The sequence below is a fragment of the Enterococcus sp. DJ147D b genome, from assembly GCF_058216655.1.
The window spans coordinates 25,341-42,255 of record NZ_CM177104.1 but is presented as its reverse complement, the minus strand read 5'-3'; the positions used below and the strand labels follow the sequence as shown (position 1 = coordinate 42,255).

Sequence of the window (16,915 nt, the reverse complement as noted above, 5' to 3'; positions counted from 1 at the left end):
TGAATAAACAAACAACTACTAAAATTGAAACCATAGCCCTGTCAAACAGTTGTCTAACAAGGCTATAGAAAAATTATTATTTGCTTTCTGGAACTTCTGGAACTTTTACATCGCCTGCAATGATTTTTTCTTTAGCAGCATCAACTGCTTTTAGTGCTTCATCAGAAAGTTGACCTTTTGTTAAGCCAACACCATCTTCTTTCAAGCCATAAACAGTATGTTCTCCACCAGGAAAATCACCATCTGCAGATTTTTGAGCTAAATCTTCAACAACAGTTCCTACCCCTTTAAGTGTAGATGTTAATGTAAAGTTTTTATCTTCGCCGTTTAGAGTATAGCCACCTTCGTCTGATTGATCACGGTCAACACCGATTACCCAAACTTTTTTGTCGCCAGATTCATTTAATGATTTTGCTTCTTGGAATACGCCGTTACCAGTTCCACCTGAAGCATGGAAGATAATGTCTGCATTTTGTGCGTACATACCTTGTGCAATTGAACGTCCTTTATCTGGCGCAGAGAAATCACCAGCATATTGGTTTTTCACTTCAATTTCTTTACCTAATTCTTTCGCCCCGGCTTCAACACCAGCTGTAAATCCAGCATCAAAACGGTCGATAACTTCACCTTTTACTCCACCAATGAAACCAACAACGTTTGTTTCAGTCGTGTAAGCTGCAGCAATCCCAGCTAGATAAGAAGCTTCGTTATCTTTAAATGTTGCAGAAACTACGTTATCTACACCATCAATAACATCATCGATAATAACAAAGTTTGTTTCAGGATTATTTGTTGCTTGTTCTTTAATAGCAGGTTGTAATTTATACCCAATTCCAAAGATTGTTTGGAATCCCGCTGTTAAAGCTTGGTCGATATTTGGAATATAATCTGATTCATTTGAAGATTGGAAATATTGGTAGCCATCGTTTCCACGTGAAAGCTTGTGTTCTTTACCCCAAGCTTCTAGACCTTCCCAAGCTGACTGGTTGAATGAACGGTCGTCGACACCGCCTGTATCTGTGATTAATGCTGCAGTTGTTCCTGCTGATGAACTTCCACCATCAGTTGAATCTGTTCCACTATTGCCATTGCCACATGCAGATAGAAGTAATCCAGCTGTTAATGCTACGGCACCCAAACCAAATAATTTTGCTTTTTTCATTTCTGTAAAGCCCCCTAAAATAATTGTTTTTTCAACAGTCAGCTGACTGAATGAACGTAGGTTATAGATCTTTTTCTGTGAATGCATACGGTAGTAGTTCTCTAACCGTCATTGTTTTTGTCACACCTTCATCGCCAACCAACGTGACTGGCATTTCTGGTGAGCAAAATTCTGCCATCACTTGACGACAAGCACCACATGGTGAAATTGGTTCTGGTGTGTGACCAGCAACAACAAAATGAGAAAATTGTTTCTCGCCTTCTGATACAGCTTTGAAAAATGCCGTTCGTTCAGCACAATTTGTTAATCCAAAAGAAGCATTTTCAATATTTACACCTTGATACATCTTCCCTGTATCAGTTACTAGACATGCACCCACTGGAAAATGTGAATACGGAACATATGCTTTGTCGAGTGCTGCTACCGCAATGTCAATCCATTCTTGTTTTGTCACTTCACTCATTTTAGTATCCTTCACCAACAGCACCAGACATAATAGCAACTCCAGCACTTGTACCAATTCGTGTTGCACCTGCTTCAACCATTGCCACGGCCTCTTCTTCGTTATGGATACCACCAGAAGCTTTCACACCCATTTCTGGACCAACAGTTGCACGCATTAAACGTATATCTTCTACTTTAGCACCACCTGTTGAAAATCCAGTTGAAGTTTTAACAAAATCTGCTCCTGCGATTTTTGCAAGTTCACAAGCTTTGACAATTTCGTCATTTGTCAACAATGCTGTTTCAATAATCACTTTAACAAGTGCGCGATCTTTTGCTGCTTCAACTACTGCCTCAATATCTTTTTGAACCTTATTGAATTGTTTTGATTTCAATGCGCCAATATTGATAACCATATCTACTTCGTCTGCACCATTATTGATTGCATCTGTTGTTTCATATGCTTTAACAGCGGAAGTATTTGCTCCTAAAGGAAAACCGATTACTGTACAAACTGCAACAGGTTCACCCTTTAACTGTTCTTTTGCCAATGAAACCCAGGTTGGATTGATACATACAGAATAAAAATGATATTTTTTTGCTTCTTCAATAATGCGTAACACATCTTCCTCTGTCGCATCTGCTTTTAAAATTGTGTGGTCAATCATTCGATTTAATTCCATCTTTTTCTTCCTTCCTACTCAGTAATAATATCGTGTACTAAAATTGGTTTTGTAGCTGAATCACTAATTTCAATGTTTTGATATAATAATTCGATAACTTGTGAAAGCTCTTCTGTATTACTATAAATAGTTAATAATGATTCACCTTCTTGTACTGAATCACCAATTTTTTTGTGTAATTTCAAACCCACAGCATGATCAATTGCATCTTCTTTTGTTTTACGACCGGCTCCCAGCATCATTGCTGCGATACCTAACTCGTTAGCAACGATTTTAGAAACTAATCCAGCAGATCTTGCAGGAAGTTCTACTTGATGTCGCGCTGTCAAAAGTAATTCTGGTTTTTCAACTACGCGAATGTCTCCACCTTGATTTTGAATCATTTCTTTGAATTTTTCTAAGGCTTTACCAGAAGTTAAGGCTTCTTGTAGCATCACACGCGCTTCTTCCACGGAATCAGCTTTCTTAGCTAAAACAACCATTTGACTACCTAATACGTAACACATTTCGATCAAGTCTTCTGGTCCATGTCCTTGTAATGTTTCAATTGCTTCAACTACTTCTAAACTATTTCCGATGGCTTCCCCTAATGGCTCAGACATATCAGAAATCACTGCTATTGTCTGACGATTAGCAAGTTTGCCAATACTTGTCATTGTTTTTGCTAAGCGTCTCGCATCTTCAATGTTTTTCATGAAAGCTCCGTCACCAGTTGTTACATCTAGAACAATTGCATCCGCACCAGCTGCAATTTTCTTACTCATAATTGAACTAGCAATTAAAGGAATTGAATCAACAGTCGCCGTTACGTCACGTAAAGCATATAGTTTTTTATCTGCTGGCGCTAAATTTCCTGATTGTCCAATAACAGCAACTTGACTTTCATTGACAATCCGAATAAATTCTTCGTCAGAAAGTTCAATTTTGAATCCAGGAATCGCCTCTAATTTATCTAACGTTCCACCAGTATATCCAAGCCCACGTCCTGACATTTTTGCTACAGTCACGCCCACACTTGCAACTAACGGCGCTAAGATCAAAGTTGTCGTATCTCCAACTCCACCAGTAGAATGTTTATCAACTTTAATACCATTCAAAGAACTAAGGTCGATCACGTCACCAGAATTTGCCATTGCTAAAGTCATATTTGTAATTTCTTCATCAGTCATATCTTGATAAAAGATTGTCATCAATAATGCGCTGAGCTGATAATCCGGAATTTGATTGTCTGTATAATTAGTAATTATGTAATCAATCTCATCCTTTGTTAAGGTTTTTCCATCCCTCTTTTTTTCAATCAAATCTACCATTCGCATCGCTTGATCCTCCTAGCCTTCATTCGGTATTATACATTATTTTCATAAAAGGTAAACCACTTTAGTAAACTGGTTTACTAAAAACGCAAAAGGCTTTGCCCTGCATTTGTAAACACTTACATAAGCAATATAACGCCCACTTAGCTATTTGTCAATGCTTTTACGCTCTCACGAATAATTAATTTTGTCTCAAAGACTTTGTTCGGAACTTTGCGTTGAGGGAATTCAATTGTATCGATTAGAAAACGAGCTGCATAAAATCCAATATCAAAACTAGGTTGTTGTACAGTTGTTAATTGTGGAATCATGTACTCAGATAATTTTAATCCATCAAAGCCAATAACTGAAATGTCATCAGGAATTGTCTTTCCCATTTCATGAATGGCCTGATAACAACCAATTGCCATTGCATCATTTCCACAAAAAATTGCTGTAATATCTTTGTGTTCCAATAATTTTTTAGTCGCATCGTATCCACCTTGAACCGTTAATTCGCCATGCTCAACGAATTTCCCATTAAATGGTAGTCCATGATCTTTTAGTGCATGTCGGTAACCATTGAAACGCTCTTCTAGTTGATAATAGCCAGTTGTTTCTTTTAACATACCGATTTTTGTGTGTCCTTGTTTGATAAATAGTGAAACAGCTTGATACGCTCCCTCATATTCTTTGACAATTAAACGACCACTATCTCGACGGTTTAAGCCACGATCAATCAAAATAATCGGCATATTTTTATAAAATCCACTGTCTAGCGCATAGGCCTCTGGTAAAACGTTTGGCGTAGCTAATAAAATCCCATCCACTGAACGATGTGCCAACTCACGTAAATATTTGATTTCATTTTCTTGTTTGTGTCTTGAATTACACAACATAATTATATATCCAAGTGGATTTAAATAGCTTTCGACACCTTCAATTAGTTTCGAGAAAAAAAAGTCTGTTACATCTGGAACAATCATTCCAATTGTTTTTGAATGTCGGTTGATTACATTTGAAGCAAAATAATCTGGCTTATAATGATGTTCATTGACAATATTCAAAACTTTTTTTCTAGTTTTGTCACTAAAGCGACTACCTTTATTATTCAAAATTTGCGAAACAGTTGTAACTGATACACCAGCCATCTCCGCAATATCTCTAATTGTTAACTTCACTTTTTCTCCTCCTCAACTTGAACTTTTAATCAGTGTAACAAAACCTTTTCTAAAAAAATAGTTAATTGATAGCACTTTCTTAAAATGAAAATAATTTTTGGACAAAAAAATTGCAAGGAATATTCGAAAGTTGAATGTCCCTTGCAATAATAATCGATAACCAAACTTATTCTTTTACACTTTTAATAATGTAATAACCTTTATCTTTGGTAACAATTGTTGCGTTACCAAAAGTTTCTTCCATTTTCTTTTGTGCGCTTGGTGCGCCTTGTTTTTTCTGGATGACAATTGTTAGCGTTCCACCAGTTTCTAAGAGCGGATAGGCACCTGTCAATATTTCGTGAACAACTTTTTTTCCAGCACGAATAGGTGGATTGCTAATAATCGCTGCATATTTTTCTTGATGCACGTTTTCGTAAATATTTGATTGATGAATGTCCACGTTCGCCAGTTGATTACGATTCGCATTTCCTTGTGCTAATTCCACTGCACGTAAATTAATGTCTACCATTTCAACCATACGTTGGCTGGCATATGCAATGGCTAATCCAATTGGTCCATAACCACAGCCAACATCTAAGACGTTTCCTTTAGCTGGGATTTCTTGCCAATCAAACGCGTCGATTAACACACGCGAACCATAGTCCACCGTTTCACGTGAAAATACGCCAGCATCTGTCACAAAGTGAAATAATTTCCCTTTTAATTCAAACGACCATTGCTCAAAGTCATGGGCAACATTGGGACGCTCTGTATAATAATGATCTGTCATCTTTTCCATCCTTCTTCTGTCTTTGCTGTACATAGTCTACCGTTTTCATTGAAAACAAACAAGCGCTCTTTCGTTTCAAGTTTCTTTGTTTCAGCTGTTTCTTTCTTTGATTTTAACAAATCAAACTGATAGGTTAAAGCTATGTTTCTAAATTCGTGAAAAAGTCTCTTCATTCCCTTTATAAGAGGTAGGGTTTAACACTATTTTATGTTAGAATAAATCCATTGACGGGAGAGAACGCAGGAGGCTATTATGAACGACCCAATGAACTATTATCGTATTGCAAGGGAAGAATGGCAAGAATTTTATCGTAATGGACAAGCACCACTGACACAAGTGGAACTAGACAGTATCAAAAGCTTGAATGATCGAATCTCGATGCAAGATGTTCAAGATATTTATGTTCCTTTAACGCACCTCATTCATCTTTATATGAAAGAATTCGAATCTTTATCATTAAGTAAAGGACTCTTTCTCCATAAATATGTACCTGTGTCACCTTTCATTATTGGAATTGCAGGGAGTGTTGCTGTCGGAAAAAGTACAACTGCACGCTTGTTACAAACGATTTTGTCGCGTACGTTAAAACGACGGAACGTTCAGTTGATTACGACTGATGGTTTTTTGTATCCCAATAAGGTCTTGCGTGAAAAAGGAATCATGGATCGTAAAGGATTTCCTGAAAGCTATGATATGGAAATGCTAATTGATTTTTTAAATCAAGTGAAGTCCGGAAAAGATGAGCTGAAAGTTCCAATTTACTCTCATGATGTTTATGACATTATTCCTGACGAGTATGAAGTCATCCAGCAACCAGATATCTTAATAGTTGAAGGAATTAATACTTTACAACTCCCAGCTAACCAACAAATTTACGTTAGTGACTTTTTTGATTTTTCTGTTTTTGTTGATGCTGAACCCGATTTGATTGAAAAATGGTATCTTGATCGTTTTGCAGCGCTGTTAGACACAGCTTTTCAAAATCCTGAGAATTATTATTATCGTTTTGCAATCGGTAATCGTGAAGATGCCTTTAAAATGGCCAAAGAAGTCTGGAAAAATGTGAATTTAAAAAATTTAGAGGAATATATCTTGCCTACACGTGGTAGAGCGGATATAATTCTCCATAAAACTGAAAATCATATCATTGATTCGATTTTCATGCGCAAATATTAGCATTTTAAAATAGTAAAACTATTTTGAGATAAATTTAAATGGATAGGGGTAATAAATGTGACAAACGTTGCCGATATGACGAACGTTGAAAAGATTATCGTATTAGATTATGGTAGCCAGTATAATCAATTGATTACACGACGCATCCGTGATCTAGGAGTCTTTTCTGAATTATTGAGCCACCGAATTACTGCAGAAGAAGTTAAAGCTATGAATCCAAAAGGAATTATCCTTTCTGGTGGACCAAACAGTGTTTATGACGAAGGTGCTTTTAGCATTGATCCTGAGATTTTCAATTTAGGTATACCTGTATTAGGAATTTGTTACGGAATGCAGTTAATTACGTACAATCTTGGTGGGAAAGTTGAACCTGCTAAAAACCGTGAATACGGAAAAGCTTTATTGGAAGTTACAACAGATGATGCTGTGTTATTTAGTGATACACCAAAAGAACAGACTGTTTGGATGAGTCATGGTGACCTCGTAACAAAAGTTCCCGAAGGTTTTGAAATCGTTGGTACAAGTAAAGACTGTCCTATCGCATCGATTCAAGATACTACGCGTAACTTTTATGGAATCCAATTCCATGCTGAAGTGCGTCATTCTGAATACGGAATCGAATTATTACGTCACTTTGCATTCGATGTCTGCCACTGCCAAGGTGATTGGTCAATGGATAGCTTTATTGATATGCAAGTTGAAAAAATCCGTGAACAAGTTGGCGACAAAAAAGTTTTACTTGGCCTTTCTGGCGGAGTCGATTCTAGTGTTGTCGGTGTTCTTTTACAAAAAGCAATTGGTGACCAATTAACATCAATCTTTGTTGACCACGGTTTGTTACGTAAAAACGAAGCAGATCAAGTAATGGAAAGCTTAGGTGGAAAATTTGGCTTAAATATCATTAAAGTAGATGCACGTGAACGTTTCTTAAACAAACTAAAAGGTGTTTCTGATCCTGAGCAAAAACGTAAAATCATTGGGAATGAATTTGTTTATGTTTTTGATGATGAAGCAACCAAATTGGCTGGCGAAGAAGGTATTTCTTTCTTAGCGCAAGGAACACTTTATACTGATGTTATCGAGAGTGGAACTGAAACAGCTCAAACAATCAAATCTCACCACAATGTTGGTGGATTACCTGAAGATATGCAATTTGAATTAATTGAACCTCTGAATACACTCTTCAAAGATGAAGTACGTGAATTAGGTACTCAACTTGGAATGCCTGACTCTATCGTTTGGCGCCAACCATTCCCTGGACCTGGTCTTGGTATCCGTGTCTTAGGTGAAATTAGCGAAGAAAAATTAGAAATCGTTCGTGAATCAGATGCTATCTTGCGTGAAGAAATTGCAGCAGCTGGACTTGACCGTGATATCTGGCAATACTTTACTGTCTTACCTGGCATCCGTTCAGTTGGTGTTATGGGTGATGGACGTACGTATGATTACACAGTCGGTATCCGTGCCGTTACTTCAATTGACGGAATGACAGCTGACTTTGCTCGTATTCCTTGGGATGTCTTACAAAAAATCTCTGTCCGCATCGTAAATGAAGTCGCACACGTAAACCGTATTGTGTACGATATTACTTCTAAGCCACCTGCAACTGTGGAGTGGGAATAATAAAAAACAGCCAACAAACGTTGTTAAATCGATGTTTGTTGGCTGTTTATTTTTTCATTATCACACTTTTATCACAGTTATTCCTTTTATTTCTTAAATTGATTTTTAACACTATTCCACTTTTATCTTTCATAAAGTTAAAAATAAGCATTCGTTCCCCCTAGTTTCTAATGAACGCTTATTGTAATTTCCTAATTACTAGGAATCTTTTCTGTATGTCTACATTCAGGATACATAGTACAAGCTCTAAAATAACTATGGTTGCTCTCACTCCATTTATCTACAATAAATCCAGATTCACATTTTGGACATTTAACAACTTTTTCAGGCAAACTTTTCAAAAAAATATATTTTTCCATAGTGTTTGGGATCAGCTGATTCAGTAGCTGTAACAGACCATATCTATCATACCACTCAATATTTTGTGCCTTTTCATTTTTTTCTATTTCTATGTATACATATGGATTAAATAAAGAAGTAGTAATGAATAGTTTATTTGTCCATCCCTTATCTGAGATTCCAGAATAATTTTTAATATAATCCACTGTAATAATTTTTGGTGCTTTAGTGTTTAGACGATAATGTTTTGCTTGCACTGCAATACATTCATTATCTTTTTTTATAATTAAGTCTATATTATTATCCCCAGTATATACATATCTGTCTTTTTTATATTCTTTTTTAGTTATTTCAACTTCATAATTAGCTAATCGAAAAACAGCTGCTAGAAATTGTTCAAAATAATCTCCCTGCTGTCTCCAACCTATTTTTCCTACCGGAAACTCTTTATCCATATTATTTAAAAAATCTATCACTATTGTTTCATCACTGTTCTGTACAAAAGATAATCCTTTTACTTCACGATAATTTTTAGATAAAACTTCTTTTGAATTTATTTCTTCTGTTTTATGTGTAACTTTTTGTAAAAAATTTTTAAGCATAAATACTCCTCCTAATATATATTCTATTTCACAATATATAATTATAATAACTCTAAACAAGAGTTATTTATATATTTCAAAAAATTTTTTTGTTAGGAAAGTAGTTTTGAAGTTTAATTCTTTTGAAGAAGTGGCTAAGTATTTTTTCATGAGTAGGTCAGCTTTATTTAATAGATTGATAGAGTACCTTAGTTTTGTAAAAAATTGATTCCTAAACTATGCACATTGTTTGGTAAATAAATATAGATACAGAGGACAATGTGAGCTTTTAATTTTATTTTATTTTGCTAGTTTTTATATAGTTTACTGAAATGAAAAAATAATTATCACACTTTTATCACAGTTCTTATAAATTTAGTACAAAGCTATACTTTTTTAATCTAGTAAATTATCTTAAAATCAAGTTTCCCGATTTCTCTCTTTTTATACATCATTGAATGGAAATAAAAAAAGAAACCGCTAGAAATGCCTAATTTATAGGTTTTCTAGCGGTTTTCTTTTTTTGTGGTTACAGTATTCAACTATTTTTTATTTTTACCCCTGTTCTCGAACTATTTTTTTATAGTACTACTAAGTAGGAAAATAAAATTTACGATAAGCCAACCAATTATAAAAATATCTTGTGGATGCATTTCATTGAAATTCGAGATTAACCAATAGATGGCCAATATAAAATTACAAATTCCAACAAAAAATATTAATTTAGATTTTTTTTCCAGAGTCTACACCTTCTCTAACCAACAGTTTTATTCGTACGCTAAAAACTTTTCAATCTCACTTTTATTAGTAGAGCCTTCTAATTTCTCGTCTATCTTTCCTTTTTTCATATAAAGAATTGTTGGTACTATCTTTACGTTTAAATTATTTAATTCTTTTACAAGTTTGTCTTGATTTTCCTTACGGGCATTATCAGTGTTATAATAAAATACTTTTTGTCTTTTTTTTATTAAAACAGATCTTAATTTGGGGAGAAATTCCTGACATTCTTCACATGTAGGTCTACCAATATAAATGTATCCAGTATCGGTATTATCAATTAGCTTTTGAATTTGATTACTATTTATACTATTCAAGGGATTAAAATTTTTTTCTTTTTGATTAGCGTAAAAATATGTTTCACCACTCATTAAAATAATAACAAACAATAAGAAAATAATCTTTCTCTTCTTTCCTATCACAATTTAACCACTCTCCCTCATTATAATTTAAAACAAGCAATGACCCCACCAATATCTGCAGCGCCTATTGTACAAACACCTGCTATACAAGCTGCACAAATCGGTGCAACAGCTGGACATGCTGCAATGCAAGTTCCTGCAATCAAATATGCTATTGTTCCGTTTATTCCTGCGATTGCCGCTATACATCCTGCGATTGCTCCGATACCTCTAGTATTTACATTTTTACTTTCTTTCACACTTTGTTTAAGACTGAACAAGCCTTCTTTTAATTTAGAATTATTTATATAATCTATATCCGTATTTTGAGTGCTAACTTTTTTACCTTCAATGTACGTATCAATAACAAACTTATTTACTTGATTTTTTGTGATTAAACTTTCTGAATAAGTTACTACATTTTCATTTTTATCAAATACTACTGTTAAATTACTAAAGTAACTGTATTCTTTCCCTTCTATTGGTACAGAGATGGACTTATAATTTGTCTCTTCTTCATCTATAGATAAAAATTTTGAGTCATTCCAAAGTAAATTAATATTTTGTCCATTAAGAATTAGTTTTTTTTCTTTGATAGAATTTAATGTGTTATTTTTCATCGTCTCAATAACTGTTGGACTAGTAATTTCTTGTGATTGAGACGCAATCGATTGCATTTTATCAAAAGATTTATTTACATTTTCAGGGTTGTTTACTTCAGTCTCTTTAGGTTGACTATCTGTTTCAGCATATACAATATTAGTCACTGCGGGGGATACTAATGTTAACAACATACTTAGCAACATTATTTTTATAATTTTTTCTAGGTTGAAATTTCTCATCATGATATTTTCCCTCCGATTTCTTTCTACTTTTTACTTCTCAATTTTTTGTGGTGGCTCAATTTCCCATGTATATGGATTCATAATTATTTCCTCCTTTTCATTTTTTCAAAATTAGTTTATTATTAATTCTTATTCATGTGTTAAAATGAACAAAAATGCGTCTGTTTTAGGAGGTATCTATGGATCAAGCTGACCTGTTAAAAAAGTTAAGAGTTGAACGTAAAATATCTCAAGCAAATTTAACAAAACAAATTTCTTCTAGAACAACTTTAAGTTCATTCGAGACCCGACACACACTTCTTTCTTCTGAAATATTACTTAGATACTTAGACAGAATGAATATAAAATTACCAGAATTTATGTTTTATCTGCAAAACAACAAGATTACTTTGAAAGAAGCTACAGCCAAAAATTTTGTAGAAATTCTTTATAAGAATTCTACCCCCCAAAAAATAGAAGAATTTAGAAATCAACTACTTTCTCTGTTTAAACAAACAAATGATGAGTACTATTTTATTTTACTTATCCAATTTAATATGCTACTAGCTAAAGAAAAGGATGTATTAAATTTGGAAGTATTTGAAAAAGAGATTAGATACATTAGGGACCGGCTATTTAGAATTGAAACCTGGGGCTATTTTGAATTGACGACTTTTAATAATTTAATGTTTATCTTTCCAACTGACACAATAAAATTGCTGTTTAAAAATAGTGAAGAAAAAATGAAACTATTTTACAAAAATAATTTTTATCCATCTCTTTATACATCATTTTTAATAAATGGTTGCTATTTAAGCTTTGAAAGAAAAAACTTAGATTTACTTTCTATTTTTCTAGCTCCTTTAAAGAGACTTGCAGTAAAATCTAAAAATGTATATGAACAAATTTACTATAAAATATTTAGCACATTATCACCGATTTGCGAAGAAAACGTAGCGACCATCGACATTAACAAAATAGAGGGATTAATTAATATTTTCTATCTTTTAGATAACAACGATAAAGCAATGGAACTAAAAAAATTTTTTCATTCTGTATATGCTCAAAAATAACAATTAAAAAAGTTATTACTGCAATTTTCAATTAAAATTTTTGAAAAATAATTGTTCATCACTAAAAATTCATATCACAGTACACCGATATAAACCACTTGAATCACGTGATATATAATCACACTTTTGGTCACAGTTTAAATCTAATCACGCTAGCTCTACTGTTCAAAAACCCAATAAGCTATTGAGTGGAAAGAAAAAAAAGAAACCATGAGTCCTTTGATAGGAACTCATGGTTTCTTTTTTAAAACTTATAGTGTTCTTGACGATAGTGGTACAAGGCTCATGTTATAACTTCTCAATTGTCTAAAGTAATCTTCCGTATCTTCCTATTGTAATAACTGATAAGCATTGTAAAGATTAATGAATAGTACAAGGATAATCACTCCTTGAAAGACAGCCGTAACTCTTTTCGGCGATAAAATATTACTGAATTTTGCTCCTAGTAAACCACCAATAATTGCGGCTGGAATCACAAACCACAACATAGTTAGATCATAGCGATTAAATCCTGTGGTAAAAGCTATCGTAAGTAATTTTGCAAATTGTGAAAAGAAAATGGTACAAATAGAATAAACTGTTGCGTCTTTAATTGGTAGTGAAAATAGCAACATGAGTAACGAGACATTGATTGGACCACCGCCAATCCCTAATAAACTAGCTAAAAATCCTAAGATCGATCCACAAATAAAATACCAACCAACGTGTATGAGTTGAAAATTTTTCCAATCATATTTTGTATAAACAAAAGCAAAAATCAAGGTAAACACAGTCAATATGATTTGAATCAACTGCACAATATCATTATTTCCAAACCAATTTAAACAAGCTTCAAATGCACTGTTTCCTAAAATTCCTCCTAATACTGCCCCAGCTGATACCCAACTGACAATTTGCCAATCAAATTTTCGACCACTCGCCAATTGACGCGCAGTAGAAACAATAGACATCGTAAATACTGCTGTAGCAGAATAAAAAGAAATAGCCGCCACGTCATGTGCGCCAATAAAATCAAAAACAGGTTTGATGATCACGCCACCACCCATTCCAGAAATTGCCCCAACGGCATTAGCTAAAACAATGACAATAAAGTAAAGAATCCCTATCACCTTTCCACCTCCTACAATCAAATCAGTATTCCTTCTATTTTTGATCTATATTGTTCTAGTCTTTTTCGGTAATCACGATATTCTTAACCATCCCCACACATTTGTTGAAATGGCTAACGTTCACACTTTTTAAGCATGACTGATACTTACAAACATGTCAGAAATATCTGATTCAAATAATTTTCGTTACTATAAATATAAATGATTTTAAAAGGTATTACGAATGTAACCCCTTTATGATCAGTCGAGTATAGATAATAAATAAAGTCCTATGGAAGATCAGGTAGTTCCTGTTTTTGTCAAAAAAGCCAACTATTTTTAGCTCACTTCACCACCGGAACAATTATTCGCGTTTTTAAACAAAAAGTAGTAGAATGAATCCAACTTATTAAAAGTAAGTAAAATTATTCAAGATTAAGGAGGATTTCAATTATGAAAAACATTGGCTTTTTAAGTTTCGGTCATTGGATGGATCAAGGTTCTTTAGTAAAAACAGCTCAAGATGCTTATCTACAATCAATTGAGCTAGCTGTTGAAGCAGAAAAACTCGGCATTGATGGTGCTTGGTTCCGTGTCCATCATTTTGCACCACAAATCGGCTCACCATTTCCACTACTTTCTGCGATTGGTGCACAAACAAGTAAGATTGAGATTGGAACAGGATTAATCGACATGCGTTACGAAAATCCTTACTACATGGCAGAAAATGCTGGATTAACAGATATCATTACTCAAGGACGAGTGCAATTAGGCGTCGGTCGTGGTTCACCTGAACAAGTTCTCGATGGTTGGAAATACTTTGGTTATGATTACAGTGAAGAAGAAATCAAAGAAGTTACACGTGAACGAACACTGGAATTTTTAGAGTTATTGAAAGGTGAACGTTTTGCTGAACCAAATCCAATACCAATGTTCCCACAAGCACCTGGAAAATTGCGTATTGAACCTTATTCAGAAGGTTTAGAAAAACGTATTTGGTGGGGAGCAGGCTCACAAGAAACAGCTATTTGGGCAGCTAAACATGGAATGAATCTTCAATCATCTACACTTGTTAATAACGAATCAAACGAACCTTTCCACGTCCAACAAGCAAAACAATTACGTGTCTACAAAGAAGCTTGGAAAGAAGCAGGTCATGATTTTGAACCAAGAACACTTGTTACTCGTTCCATTCAACCAATTACAAGTGATTTAGATCGTCGTTTATTCGGTGGAAATGATGATTCCAAGTATGATCAAGTTGGTTTCTTAGCTTATCATCAAAATCCAACAATTTTTGGTAGAACATTTGCTGGCGAACCCGATCAAATCGTAAAAGAATTAGCGGAAGACGAAGCAATCAAAGAAGCAGATACCGTTCTTGTAACTATTCCGAATACTTTAGGAGTTGAATATAACGTTCATTTGCTTGAATCCATTGTAAAAGATGTCGCTCCTGGTCTAGGTTGGCGTTAAAAATTGAGCAGGCAAGACTATTTTTTGTTTGCGAACTTTAATTTTGTAAGATAATAACTTATACCTAAAGTAGCCTTCCCTGCTTTAGGTATAAATTCTCTTACTGAAAATTACTCGAAATATCTCCCTTATTAATTCAAATAAAAGCACTTAGGAGAAATAACTCCTAAGTGCTTTTATTTTTAAAACAAATTAATGATCACTTTTAATAATTAATTACTCTTTCTGTTCTGTTAACTGACCATCTTTCATCACCAACACACGATCACAATGTTCAATCAAACGTGTATCATGTGTCACCATAATCGTTGCTTTTTGTTTTTCTTTGGTTTCTTCAGCTAATATTTTTACTACCTCATAAGCTTTTTCTGAGTCAAGACTTGCTGTTGGTTCATCTGCTAAAATAATTGTCGGATCATGGTACAATGCTCGAGCGATTGCTACACGTTGACGTTCTCCTCCTGATAATTCTTCAGGGTATTTATCAAGTAATCTACCTACACCCAACTGTTCTAACAGCTTAATCCCATTATCTAATCGATTTTCTTTACTAACTTTATCAACTAATTTCAATTGTTTTTTTACAGTTAGAAAAGGAACCAAATTAGATGCCTGCAAGATAAAGCCAATTTCCTTAAAGCGCAAAGCTGCACGCTGCTTTTCTTTTTCTTCACTAAATGGACGATCGTTAATCAATACTTGTCCAGCAGAAGGAGCCTGTAACCCTCCAGCAATCGTTAAAAGTGTACTTTTGCCAGAACCAGAAGGACCAATAATTGCTACAAATTCTCCTTTTTCAACTGAAAAATCAGTTTCTTTTAAAGCTTCAATAACGGAATCACCATCTTTGAATGATTTTTTTACTTGCTTGAATTCAATTGCTTTCATTGTCTTCTCCTATCCGATAGCTTTTAATGGATCAATTTTTACAATTGTCCTTACAGAGAACAAGGCACCTAAAACAGCTATCACAATCATCAAGATACTAATACTTAAAAAGAACAGAAGATTTATTTGAAACGGCACGGCTTCAGGCAACAATAAACTTGTCCCCAGCGTTCCTGCTAATCCCGCTACCACGCCGATAATAGCCAATAAAAAAGTCTGAACAATTACTGAATTGGCGATGTATCTACTAGAAATCCCTTGCGCTTTCATAACACCAAAGATTTCTGCCTTTTGCATAGTCAAAACATAAATAAATATCCCAATCACAATTGCAGCAATCACAATCAAAAAGCCAATCATAAAACCAAATGTTAAGACTTGTGCGTTATATCCAGGCAAATCATTTATAAATGTTTTAATACTAATTTTTTTTAGATTATCAGGAATTTTACTTACATGTCCTCTAGTAATTATCGTATTGACTCTCGTTTTTTCGCTAGTCTGACTACCTTGTGTTTCAAAACGAATTTCTTGATAAGCACTCACTGTTATATATAAAACTGGAGCAACACTAAATTTTGCATTCTTCGTGAATCCTACGATTTTTAATTTTTTATCACTCCCCGCAAGCTGAACTGTATCACCCAAATTCAAGCCATACTGCTCTTTTACGCTACTATCCGCCACTGTTTCATCATCAGACTGGAACATTTTTCCATCACTGATTTTCGGAGCTAAAAATTGATCTTGATTAATTCCAAAAAAAGTAACATCAATTTTTTCTTTTCCTTTTTCTTTCTGTATCACACCTGCAGTTTGTGTTAGGTAGGCCTTCTTTTCCGCCTTTACCTCATCAAATTTCGTTAATGGAATCATTGACATATTTAAATTATTATTCGCTTCATCTGCTAATAATATATCGTCTGCTTGCCACTTATCTATCGCTGTCCGATTGTCTTGAGCTAATCCATAAGCTAAGCCTGTTAAAAAAAATACTAGATATGCAATCAAAAACATAACCCCAATTACCAAAGCATACCTCAACTTTGAATACCTGATTTCGTTTATTGCTAAAAACATGACGTTCCTCCTTACCTTCTATCGAATAAAACAAGCGTACCATCTTTCTTTCTAA

General features: G+C 34.1%; 16 protein-coding genes. 4 read left to right on the top strand and 12 right to left on the bottom strand.

Features of this window, described 5'->3' with window-relative positions; all coding sequences use genetic code 11:
• Positions 1-76 precede the first annotated feature (76 nt).
• The 6 genes from AC4BD1_RS00190 to AC4BD1_RS00165 form a co-directional block, all read right to left on the bottom strand.
• Positions 77-1,162 carry a BMP family lipoprotein gene (locus AC4BD1_RS00190; RefSeq protein ID WP_206907762.1) on the bottom strand — a complete coding sequence of 362 codons (1,086 nt, stop codon included), beginning with the start codon at positions 1,160-1,162 and terminating at the stop codon, positions 77-79.
• Between the two features lie 61 nt (positions 1,163-1,223).
• Complete coding sequence (locus AC4BD1_RS00185; protein WP_490485662.1) at positions 1,224-1,625, bottom strand: cytidine deaminase; 402 nt, start codon at positions 1,623-1,625, stop codon at positions 1,224-1,226.
• A gap of 1 nt (position 1,626) precedes the next feature.
• The gene (gene deoC / locus AC4BD1_RS00180; RefSeq protein WP_206907764.1) at positions 1,627-2,289 is read right to left on the bottom strand and encodes a deoxyribose-phosphate aldolase; all 663 of its coding nucleotides are present in this window, start codon (positions 2,287-2,289) and stop codon (positions 1,627-1,629) included.
• Positions 2,290-2,303: 14 nt separating this feature from the next.
• The gene (locus tag AC4BD1_RS00175; protein WP_206907765.1) at positions 2,304-3,605 is read right to left on the bottom strand and encodes a pyrimidine-nucleoside phosphorylase; all 1,302 of its coding nucleotides are present in this window, start codon (positions 3,603-3,605) and stop codon (positions 2,304-2,306) included.
• Positions 3,606-3,745: 140 nt separating this feature from the next.
• The gene (locus AC4BD1_RS00170) at positions 3,746-4,762 is read right to left on the bottom strand and encodes a substrate-binding domain-containing protein (RefSeq protein ID WP_206907766.1); all 1,017 of its coding nucleotides are present in this window, start codon (positions 4,760-4,762) and stop codon (positions 3,746-3,748) included.
• Between the two features lie 166 nt (positions 4,763-4,928).
• Complete coding sequence (locus AC4BD1_RS00165) at positions 4,929-5,534, bottom strand: class I SAM-dependent methyltransferase (protein WP_206907768.1); 606 nt, start codon at positions 5,532-5,534, stop codon at positions 4,929-4,931.
• 252 nt (positions 5,535-5,786) lie between these two features.
• On the opposite strand from AC4BD1_RS00165, the gene coaA reads away from it, so the two are divergent.
• Together coaA and guaA are read left to right on the top strand one after the other, a co-directional pair.
• The gene (gene coaA / locus AC4BD1_RS00160) at positions 5,787-6,710 is read left to right on the top strand and encodes a type I pantothenate kinase (protein ID WP_490466670.1); all 924 of its coding nucleotides are present in this window, start codon (positions 5,787-5,789) and stop codon (positions 6,708-6,710) included.
• Positions 6,711-6,767: 57 nt separating this feature from the next.
• Entirely contained in the window at positions 6,768-8,333 is a 1,566-nt protein-coding gene (gene guaA, locus AC4BD1_RS00155) for a glutamine-hydrolyzing GMP synthase (RefSeq protein ID WP_206907770.1), read from the top strand.
• A gap of 191 nt (positions 8,334-8,524) precedes the next feature.
• Here guaA and AC4BD1_RS00150 read toward each other — a convergent pair whose 3' ends face one another.
• From AC4BD1_RS00150 to AC4BD1_RS00140, 3 genes are all read right to left on the bottom strand, one after another.
• The gene (locus tag AC4BD1_RS00150; protein ID WP_490485661.1) at positions 8,525-9,274 is read right to left on the bottom strand and encodes a restriction endonuclease; all 750 of its coding nucleotides are present in this window, start codon (positions 9,272-9,274) and stop codon (positions 8,525-8,527) included.
• A 746-nt stretch (positions 9,275-10,020) separates the two neighbouring features.
• Positions 10,021-10,452, bottom strand: coding sequence for a DUF6568 family protein (locus tag AC4BD1_RS00145; RefSeq protein WP_206898940.1), 432 nt, complete (start codon positions 10,450-10,452; stop codon positions 10,021-10,023).
• A 20-nt stretch (positions 10,453-10,472) separates the two neighbouring features.
• Entirely contained in the window at positions 10,473-11,276 is an 804-nt protein-coding gene (locus AC4BD1_RS00140; RefSeq protein WP_490466668.1) for a hypothetical protein, read from the bottom strand.
• Positions 11,277-11,455: 179 nt separating this feature from the next.
• Between AC4BD1_RS00140 and AC4BD1_RS00135 the strand changes: the two genes are divergently transcribed.
• Positions 11,456-12,328: an Rgg family transcriptional regulator gene (locus AC4BD1_RS00135; RefSeq protein WP_490466667.1), complete on the top strand. Its 873-nt coding sequence runs from the start codon at positions 11,456-11,458 to the stop codon at positions 12,326-12,328.
• A gap of 329 nt (positions 12,329-12,657) precedes the next feature.
• Here AC4BD1_RS00135 and AC4BD1_RS00130 read toward each other — a convergent pair whose 3' ends face one another.
• Positions 12,658-13,437, bottom strand: coding sequence for a sulfite exporter TauE/SafE family protein (locus AC4BD1_RS00130; RefSeq protein ID WP_490485660.1), 780 nt, complete (start codon positions 13,435-13,437; stop codon positions 12,658-12,660).
• A gap of 432 nt (positions 13,438-13,869) precedes the next feature.
• On the opposite strand from AC4BD1_RS00130, the gene AC4BD1_RS00125 reads away from it, so the two are divergent.
• A complete protein-coding gene (locus AC4BD1_RS00125; RefSeq protein WP_490485659.1) occupies positions 13,870-14,892 on the top strand; it encodes an LLM class flavin-dependent oxidoreductase in 1,023 nt (340 codons plus the stop codon).
• Positions 14,893-15,108: 216 nt separating this feature from the next.
• Here AC4BD1_RS00125 and AC4BD1_RS00120 read toward each other — a convergent pair whose 3' ends face one another.
• Positions 15,109-15,780, bottom strand: a complete 672-nt coding sequence (locus AC4BD1_RS00120) for an ABC transporter ATP-binding protein (RefSeq protein ID WP_490466665.1) — start codon at positions 15,778-15,780, stop codon at positions 15,109-15,111.
• Between the two features lie 9 nt (positions 15,781-15,789).
• A complete protein-coding gene (locus AC4BD1_RS00115) occupies positions 15,790-16,860 on the bottom strand; it encodes an ABC transporter permease (protein ID WP_206907783.1) in 1,071 nt (356 codons plus the stop codon).
• Positions 16,861-16,915: the final 55 nt, after the last annotated feature.